Genomic DNA, 8,237 nt, shown 5'->3' with positions numbered 1-8,237 from the left:
TCGACTGAAATCAATGGGGTTTTACACTTCCATGTCGTCACGAGCGCTCATCGAGCGTCAAGAGTGGTCACGGGCACTCAATCGTTTTACATCAATCGCAACGCAACCCCGAATTGGTCGACGTCCGTCCGCTTTGCCGAGAAAGCGGACCTTCGATTCGATCCGTCGTGGTGCACAGAGGATGCTTTCGAGGGCGCCTTCTGCAATTCCGAAAGCGGACATTCGCCTAAGTGCAGCTTTGGGCCAGAAGTGAAATGCCGGGTCATGGTCTCAGAGTGAAGTTACCGCTTTGGGCTTCTATTTACGAAACAGAGCCCTAGGCGCCTCTTCTGCGGGGACATCGCACCGCAGCTTGTAAGTCACCTCGAACTCTTTGCGTCCATCGCCGCTCGACGCCGGTACTCTGCCGGCGTGAATCCGACGTGCTGCTTAAACGCCCGCTGGAATGCAGCCTCGGACTGGTAGCCTACATCCTCGCCGATCGCCGCGACCGAGTTGGAGGTGGCTCGCAAGGCGTTTGCCGCCGCTGTCATGCGCACATCGATTAGCAGTTCCGTAGCGGAGCGGCCGAGGCTCTGCTGGAACTGGCGGATGAACGTGGCCCTCGACATTCCGCAGAGGCTGGCGAGTTCCGGCAGGGTCCAAGGGCGACCTGGAGCAGCCAACATGGCCGACAAGGCTCCGGCTAGGTGCGGATGGCCGGCCAGTGCAAGCAATCCGGTAGGAACGTCACGATCCTCGCTCGCGAGGCGCAGCGTGAGAGTGAAGAGCACTGTCGACAAGGCTCCAAGCATAGCTTGACCCCCAAGGTTCTCCTCCGCCGATTCCGATCGCATCAAACCCACTAAGTTGGCGAGCCGAGCTCGCGCGCCGGGTCTAGCTGCGATCGCCGAGTGCTCGGCCGCGTTGACGACCAGACGCGGTGGTAGATAATCGTGGATCAGGCGCGCGTGGGCTGCTGAGAAGATAAAGCGGCCGCAGAGCATATCGAGCCGCTCGCCGTGACCATCATTTTCATCGACCGTGATCGTGGCGCCGATCCTCTGCCGGATGGGCGATGCGGATCGGCCTCCGCCGTCGTGAAGGACGTGCGCTGCCCCCCGGGTCAAGAGCAGGATATCGCCGGCCCTTAGTGCTCGCGGAGGTTCGCCATCGGCCCCCTCAAGGATCGCAGAGCCGGCGAGGATGACGTGGTAGGGGATTTCCCCTGGCTCCGAACTCGCGCTCTCCAACCGCCACGGCGCAGCGAAGAAGCAGCGGCGCTCAGCTCGTCCGGTGACCGGTACGATGTCCAGTAACCGGCTCAGCCAATCTATGTGCTCCATCGCGCAGCCTCCATCTGAGACGATGGAGCATATAATCGAGCCAAACCAGCATTATCAATCTCATTTTCTGAACTATTGTGACACCCATCGGCATCAACGCAGATGCGATCCGTCCCCCGGCTCGTCCGGCCTGTTCAGAGGAGAAAACAAATGAACGCCATCGCCCAACTTCTCGGCCGCTCAGGCCTCCTGAAGCCTGACCTCGATTACATCCTGCTCCGCGCCGCAATGGTGATTATCTTCGCGTGGTTCGGATACGACAAATGGTTCGAATCGGAGATCAGAGGGTTGTTGCCTATCATTACCCATGGCCCGCTCATCTCCTGGACGATCCCGGTGTTGGGAATTCGCGGCACCGCCATTTTCCTCGGCGCCTCGGAATGGATCTTTGGCACGTTGCTGCTTCTGGGTTTCTGGAACAAGAAGGCCGGCATGCTCGGCGCGCTCGGTGCCGCCGCCACCTTCATCTCTACCCTCACGGTCATGCCGTTCGTTCCTGACGCGTGGGATGCTGGCGCCGGAGGCTTTCCGGCGATGACAATAAATTCGGCCTTCCTTCTGAAGGATCTGGTGCTGCTCGCCGTCTCTGTCTACCTCCTGAAGCAAGACGTTCAACGGGTCCTTGACGAAGACGCTCCAAGGCTGCCTGCCGGTGCGAACGTGAACGCTTGATGAGTTGGCCGCCGGCGCTCAGGCCGCGCATCTGAACGGCTGCCATCCACCTTGATGTCGAAGAACCAGGGTAGGCAATTCCGTAGGCACCCAATCCCGTTGGGATTGGGTGCAGTACCCGGGGGTGGCAACTACCCCCGGGAGATGCCGACCCTTAAGTGGCACAAGCTGATGAAGGATGCGGAAGCATTCGCCGCCAACGTCCTGTCCAAGTTGCTGATTAGAACTCATCGATGTCTGCTTTCTCCGCGTCGCGGACTTCGACGCCCACTGCTCAGTCACGGCCGTCATCAAGTTCGCGGATGTCGGCTGTTGGGATTAAGCAGAAATCGCTTTGCATCGCCGATTGCGAGCGCGTGGTTCTTGCTGATGTCCGCAAATGACCCACAGCTGACATCCACGGCGAAGGTGATCCGTCCCATGTCAGGTGAAGAGACGCACCAAACAATGGAAAGCATCATTTTCCAACGTATTTATTCTAAGTGTTATCGGAATAGATATCAGTTTTCCCACAAACGCTCGCCAAGCGAATTAATGCCGCCATCAAAAATAATTCGGTTCGTCCCATCGCGAGGCGATGAACAGTGCCAAATGGTAATTTGCAAAAGCCGTTCAATCGTTATGGGTGTCCAATGTCGTCTTACCGAATACCCAAGCTATTGTTGCCATTGGCCTTGAGCGCAGCGTTGCTCTCGCCACCGATGCTTGCGAGTGTTCAAGCAGGCCCGGTGTCAGCGTGATTTGGAAACGGCTGCCACAAAGTCGATTGCGGAGCCCGTACGTGGCCGCGGTGGCTTTCGAGGCGGCGGTGGTTTTCGTGGATTCCGTGGCGGTTTCCATCGGGGCGGTGTCGCGCGCCGTGGCGGCGTGTATCGCGGCGGCGTCGTTCGTCGGGGCGTCTATCGCGGAGTCGCAGCTCGTGGCGTTTATCGCGGTGGCGCTTACCGCGTCGGTCGCCGTTACTATGGTGGCGTGTACTATGGCAATCGACGTCGCTACTGGCGTGGTCGCTGGTGGGCCTATGGCGTCGGTTCGTGCTGGCGGATAACACCCGACGGATACTACGTTTGGTTTGCGGTTGATCAGCCCAATTAGTCGAGCGTCAATCCAAACGACTGAGATCGGCAAGGTCGATGAACTGGCGGCCCAACTCGCTGCGACCGTCGCAGGCTTGGTCCGCAGCTTGAGACGTCAATGACGCAAGGAGATTAGACGATGGCCCGAACAGCGCTCAGCGCGGAGGCTATCGATATTGCCATCCGGGTCGGCTTGCTCGCACTGCTCGCTTACTGGTCTTGGTGGATCGTTGCCCCATTTTTAACAATCCTTGTGTGGAGCGCCATTCTGGCGGTTGCTCTTTATCCGCTGTTCGACTGGCTTAAGAGACGGTTCAATCAACCCAGGTTAGCAGCAACTCTCGTGACGCTTCTTTGCATTTTTGTGGTGCTTGCGCCGCTCGTGTGGCTTGGTTTTGGGGTGCTCAATGGAGTCGAGTTCGTCGCAAACAAGCTGGAAGCTGGCCTATCGGTTCCCTTGCCGCCGGACTCCGTTAAAGAGTGGCCGCTGATAGGCGAACAGGTTTACAGGTTCTGGACGCATGCTGTGACGGATATTAGTGCGCAGCTCACACAGCTAACCCCCGTACTCAAACCCGTCGCCCTCTGGCTGCTCGAACAGGCATCGAATGTCATAGTCGGCCTGCTCAAGTTTATGATCTCGATCATCGTTGCAGGTTTTCTCTTTTGTCCAGGACCAACACTGGTCAAAGCGCTGACTCAAGTAATGGAGCACATTCTCCGACCGCGCGGCACTGAAATGGTGCAACTTGCGGGTTCCACTATTCGCAATGTCTCTCGTGGGGTAATCGGCGTAGCGCTGCTGCAATCCTTTCTCGCGGGGGCGGGATTTCTCGTTGCCGGCGTACCCGCCGCGGGTATTCTAACTTTCGCCTCGCTCGTGCTGGGAATAGTTCAAATCGGGCCAGCGATCCTCTTTCTGCCGATCATCGTGTGGAGTTGGATGACCATGGAGCCTGCGTACGCCTTCATGTTCACCATTTACATGGTACCGGTGGGGCTTATCGATAATGTTTTGAGGCCAGTGTTGATGGCGCGCGGTCTCTCAACACCCATGCCTTTGATCATCATAGGGGTTATCGGCGGCACCATTGCCTACGGAATTGTGGGCCTCTTTTTTGGTCCGATCGTTCTCTCTGTGGCATGGGAGCTGGCTGTAGCTTGGATGTACGGGGACGACTCCGCCAATATGGCTCAAGGTGGCTCCGCGCCTCTGGCCGACGGTGCTGCATTACACCGATGAAGAGCATTGTCACTTCAGAGTCTAGCAGCCTAGTCGTCGGCCCCGTTTTCAAAACACTGGACTCCAGATTTTGGCAGGTTGTTTTATTCGCACTTCAGGATCAGTCCGGCGCTTGCCAAGGATTTGCTCATATTGCCTCGGAACTTTGACCAATTGAGAAAAATTAGAGCGAAAGTCGATACCACCGGAATATAAGCCGGACGCAATATTGCTGTTTAACACAAAAAGGAATGAGTCATGTCTGATACTTCAAACTCCGGGAATTGGGCGAAGCCCGCAGCCTTGGCCATCCCTGAGGGGGGATTTTTCAAAGATAAGGTCGAACAAGGTCGGTATGGACCGATTTTTCCCAAAACGCCGGCGTGCTACGGTTTCTCCATCCTTGCAAAGATCATTCCCGGAAGAGAGTCAGCTTTTTACGAGCACGCGAAAACCATACAAGAGGCCGTGGCGAATCAGCCTGATGTCCTGGCTGTGCTTAAGCTGCACTATCTCAGATGGAACCTCTTCGACATCAACGGCGAAACCTACTTCCAGTACATCGGAATCTTCGACACGGATTTTGACAAATATACCGAGGATGCGGTTAGCATTTTTGGCGCGTCTGGTCTTAATACCGTATTCGAAAATCTTGAGGGCTTTCCAAAAGATTGGAAAACGAACCCTTCGGCATTCGTCAAGTTCGTCAGGGAGCATCAGCGTCCGAGCTTCCTTGAATACGGCGAATACCCTTTCGTGAGTGCCGACGAGATTAAGAAGGCTCTGAAGGTGAAGGCCGCTTTCTCCGACATGCTCGACCAAATGCAGTGATGCGCCATCGGACACGCCCGCCATGCTCGAGCTCGGTGATATCCAACACATCGTATTGACGCGGGTGCCTGCACTCACGGGACGGTACGAATTTCTTTCGTTTCACAACGCCACAGGCGGACGCGCCTGGTTGTCATCGATCGCTGAGAAGGTGCAGTCCGCAGCATCGATTCAGGCTTCCGTTGAACAGGATAAGCGGTGGGTGACGGTTGCCTTCACCTGGAACGGTCTGCGCGCACTCGGCGTGGATGAAAATTCCCTGTCATCTTTCCCCGAGGAGTTTAAGCAGGGAATGGTCGCTCGCGCGGAGGTGCTCGGCGACACCGGAGAAAACCATCCGGATAAATGGGTGGGCGGCCTCGCACGACCCGATCTCCACGCCATCGTGATCTTGTTTGCCCGCGACGCCACCGAACGCGAGCGCTGTCAAGACGAGCATGAAAAACTGGTCGCCCAGTGCGACGGCATCGAGGTGCTTTCAACTTTGGACCTCGATGCGACACCGCCAATTGATTACGCCCACGATCATTTTGGCTACCGCGACCGGCTCTCCCAGCCAGTCATAGAAGGCTCTGGCGAGGTACCTACGCCCGGCTCCGGGGCTCCGCTGAAGCCAGGCGAATTCATTCTCGGATATCCCGACGAAAGCGGCCAAACCTATTCAATGCCGCAACCCGAGATTCTATCCCGCAACGGTAGCTTCATGGCTTACCGCTGCATGCAGGAGCATGTCGGTCGGTTTCGGCACTTTCTGCGCCAGCACGGCCAAACTCCAGATGAACAAGAACTTGTAGCCGCGAAGCTGATGGGCCGTTGGCGCGGCGGTGCGCCGCTCACGTTAGCGCCCCACAAGGATGATCCAGCCCTAGGCCTAGATCCGCAACGTAACAATGACTTCAACTACAAGCAGATGGACCCACATGGATATGCGGTCCCATTAGGCTCACACATGCGCCGCATGAACCCCCGCGACACGGCCGAGAACATGAATCGCCGCCGTATGATCCGACGTGGCGCAACCTACGGACCTCATCTGCCGGAGGACGCGCCAGAGGACGGTACGGAGCGCGGTATCGCCGCTTTCGTCATCTGTGCAAGCCTCATCCGGCAATATGAATTTGCCCAGAATGTCTGGGTAAACGACCGAAACTTTCACGAACTTGGCAATGAACGAGACCCAATCATTGGCAACCACGATGGCACATTTGAATTCAAAATCCCCAAGCGCCCGATACGAAAGAAGATCACCGGCTTACCGGCATTTACGACCGTCAGGGGTGGCGCTTACTTCTTCCTCCCCGGCATTACGGCCCTGCGACATCTTTCGACTCTTAGGTCTGATGTGAGATAGGAGTCTGCCATGAACACGCTGGAGCCAGCCCGCACTTACAATCAGAGTCACATTCAGCGCAAATTTACGCCTGGCAAACGCCGCTTGAGCATCTACTGGACCTGGAGTTACCCGTGGGAAGCGCAGCGCGATCCCGCTGCGATGGAAAACCGATTCTCGACAATGACCGAAGTCCGTAACGTGCTGTGGCCGAACTACGAGACGCCGGAGTACAGTGCGGCGCAATTTCTGCAGGGAATCGCTGGTACCCTGGAGCTCTTCCATCGTTCAACGCTTAGCTTTCAGGAAGTTGTCGCGGAAGTAACCGGCCACCCAGCTGCTGTGTTCCAGCGCATCGACCAAGCCGGCTATAAGCTGCCAATTGACGAACGGATTTTGGCCGATACTGACACGCTTTTGGTGTTTGGCCTTGATCACCTTCTTTCGGAGCAAGAAGCTGCGCCGGAAGAGGTTGAGGCCATTGGTGAGTGGCTCAAGCGCGAAGGCACATGTCTACTGCTCGCCCCACATCATGATGTCGGTTTCGCCGACGACCTCAATCAGCGGCAGATCGAGTATCTTCACCATGGCGACGCACTCGTGCCACGGCAGCAACGCTTCGGGCAATACACCCGCTCGTTGATGAGGGCGCTTGATGTGCCGGTCCACAATACCTACGGGCTCCGTCCAGCCCTCGACAAGGGCACCCAGCAGATCGCGCCTTTAACGAGGTTCCGAGACAGTGATAGACTTGGCCTTCTTGCGAACGTTCCGACTTTCAATTTCCACCCGCATTTGCCGCATTATGAGATCACCGACAGCAGCAAGTCGATTCACGTGCTAGCCCGCCAACCTATTGATCCTGATCGTCCTCACCCTTTCACTGCAGCCGGCAACAGTGAGTTTAACTGCCTGCTCTGGATGCCGCCAAACAATCGGCGGCCCGGAGACATTTTGCTTGTCGATTCTACAAACTTCACCACGCTCTTCGGCGGCACGGACAGTCTGATAAGCTTCTGGCGCAACCTCGCTTTGATGAACTGAATCATCTGCATTGAAGGACGCTCGCTGGAGTTGCGGTGAATCCAGCGAAGATCGCGCAATCACTAGTCTTGCTCAGTGCTGCTCCCGCTCGCCATCGGACTTGCCCTAAAGGCTCGCTATGAGGCAGGAGCCGCCCGGGCGACTCGCTTGGGCACTGGCCAGCGCAACATCGCCGCCGCGAGCTTCAGCGACCCCGGGTGGTCGTGATGGTCATTTTCGTCGCGATACTCGGCTTGATTATTCTCATGCCCCTTGCTCGTGTCTTGACCCGTCGTTGACTCAAAAATGTGCGGAAAAACGAACGAACTTGCCTTTAAGCGAGAATCCCTGAGTGAATCGATAGCGGACCTTAGGCGTCTTCCTGTCAGATGCCGCTAATGGCCCAATGCGGAATATCCTCGGGCTCATTTTCACGTCCGCTCCTTGAGATGAAGCAGGCTTCCGAAGTCCTCGGCCTTGGAGAGGCTACTGAAAATTAAATTGCCACTTCAATAACATAGGTGTTCGTCCGGCGCGCCAGTTAAGTCAATAACCTATGGGTTCCCGCCTTGGCGCCTACGGCGGCCAAGGTAACACCTAAGGAAACACTGGACCCGTTGATTAAGTGACAACGTGATTTCGACTGAAATCAATGGGGTTTTACACTTCCATGTCGTCACGAGCGCTCATCGAGCGTCAAGAGTGGTCACGGGCACTCAATCGTTTTACATCAATCGCAACGCAACCCCGAATTGGTC

At 56.5% G+C, this 8,237-nt stretch carries 6 protein-coding genes; 5 read left to right on the top strand and 1 reads right to left on the bottom strand.

The features are described from left to right. Positions 1 to 359: 359 nt before the first annotated feature. Positions 360 to 1,325 (bottom strand): AraC family transcriptional regulator, encoded by a 966-nt coding sequence (locus AC1DK3_RS21140; protein ID WP_477194220.1) that lies wholly within the window; start codon positions 1,323 to 1,325, stop codon positions 360 to 362. 150 nt (positions 1,326 to 1,475) lie between these two features. Between AC1DK3_RS21140 and AC1DK3_RS21135 the strand changes: the two genes are divergently transcribed. From AC1DK3_RS21135 to AC1DK3_RS21115, 5 genes are all read left to right on the top strand, one after another. After that, positions 1,476 to 1,997, top strand: coding sequence for a YkgB family protein (locus tag AC1DK3_RS21135; RefSeq protein ID WP_477194219.1), 522 nt, complete (start codon positions 1,476 to 1,478; stop codon positions 1,995 to 1,997). A 1,215-nt stretch (positions 1,998 to 3,212) separates the two neighbouring features. Next, positions 3,213 to 4,316, top strand: coding sequence for an AI-2E family transporter (locus AC1DK3_RS21130; RefSeq protein ID WP_477194218.1), 1,104 nt, complete (start codon positions 3,213 to 3,215; stop codon positions 4,314 to 4,316). 237 nt (positions 4,317 to 4,553) lie between these two features. Continuing rightward, positions 4,554 to 5,126 carry a hypothetical protein gene (locus AC1DK3_RS21125; protein ID WP_477194217.1) on the top strand — a complete coding sequence of 191 codons (573 nt, stop codon included), beginning with the start codon at positions 4,554 to 4,556 and terminating at the stop codon, positions 5,124 to 5,126. Positions 5,127 to 5,148: 22 nt separating this feature from the next. Further along, positions 5,149 to 6,477: a Dyp-type peroxidase gene (locus AC1DK3_RS21120; protein WP_477194216.1), complete on the top strand. Its 1,329-nt coding sequence runs from the start codon at positions 5,149 to 5,151 to the stop codon at positions 6,475 to 6,477. 9 nt (positions 6,478 to 6,486) lie between these two features. Next, a complete protein-coding gene (locus AC1DK3_RS21115; RefSeq protein ID WP_477194215.1) occupies positions 6,487 to 7,500 on the top strand; it encodes a hypothetical protein in 1,014 nt (337 codons plus the stop codon). Positions 7,501 to 8,237 lie beyond the last annotated feature (737 nt).

This window comes from Hyphomicrobium sp. 01T421 (genome assembly GCF_056398805.1).
The sequence above is the reverse complement of the archived record's forward strand: the minus strand, read 5'-3'. Positions and strand labels throughout refer to the sequence as shown.

Coding starts and splice junctions, on each gene's coding strand:
- AC1DK3_RS21140 (WP_477194220.1), bottom strand. CDS start 1,325: ATGGAGCACATAGATTGGCTGAGCCGGTTACTGGACATCGTACCGGTC.
- AC1DK3_RS21135 (WP_477194219.1), top strand. CDS start 1,476: ATGAACGCCATCGCCCAACTTCTCGGCCGCTCAGGCCTCCTGAAGCCT.
- AC1DK3_RS21130 (WP_477194218.1), top strand. CDS start 3,213: ATGGCCCGAACAGCGCTCAGCGCGGAGGCTATCGATATTGCCATCCGG.
- AC1DK3_RS21125 (WP_477194217.1), top strand. CDS start 4,554: ATGTCTGATACTTCAAACTCCGGGAATTGGGCGAAGCCCGCAGCCTTG.
- AC1DK3_RS21120 (WP_477194216.1), top strand. CDS start 5,149: ATGCTCGAGCTCGGTGATATCCAACACATCGTATTGACGCGGGTGCCT.
- AC1DK3_RS21115 (WP_477194215.1), top strand. CDS start 6,487: ATGAACACGCTGGAGCCAGCCCGCACTTACAATCAGAGTCACATTCAG.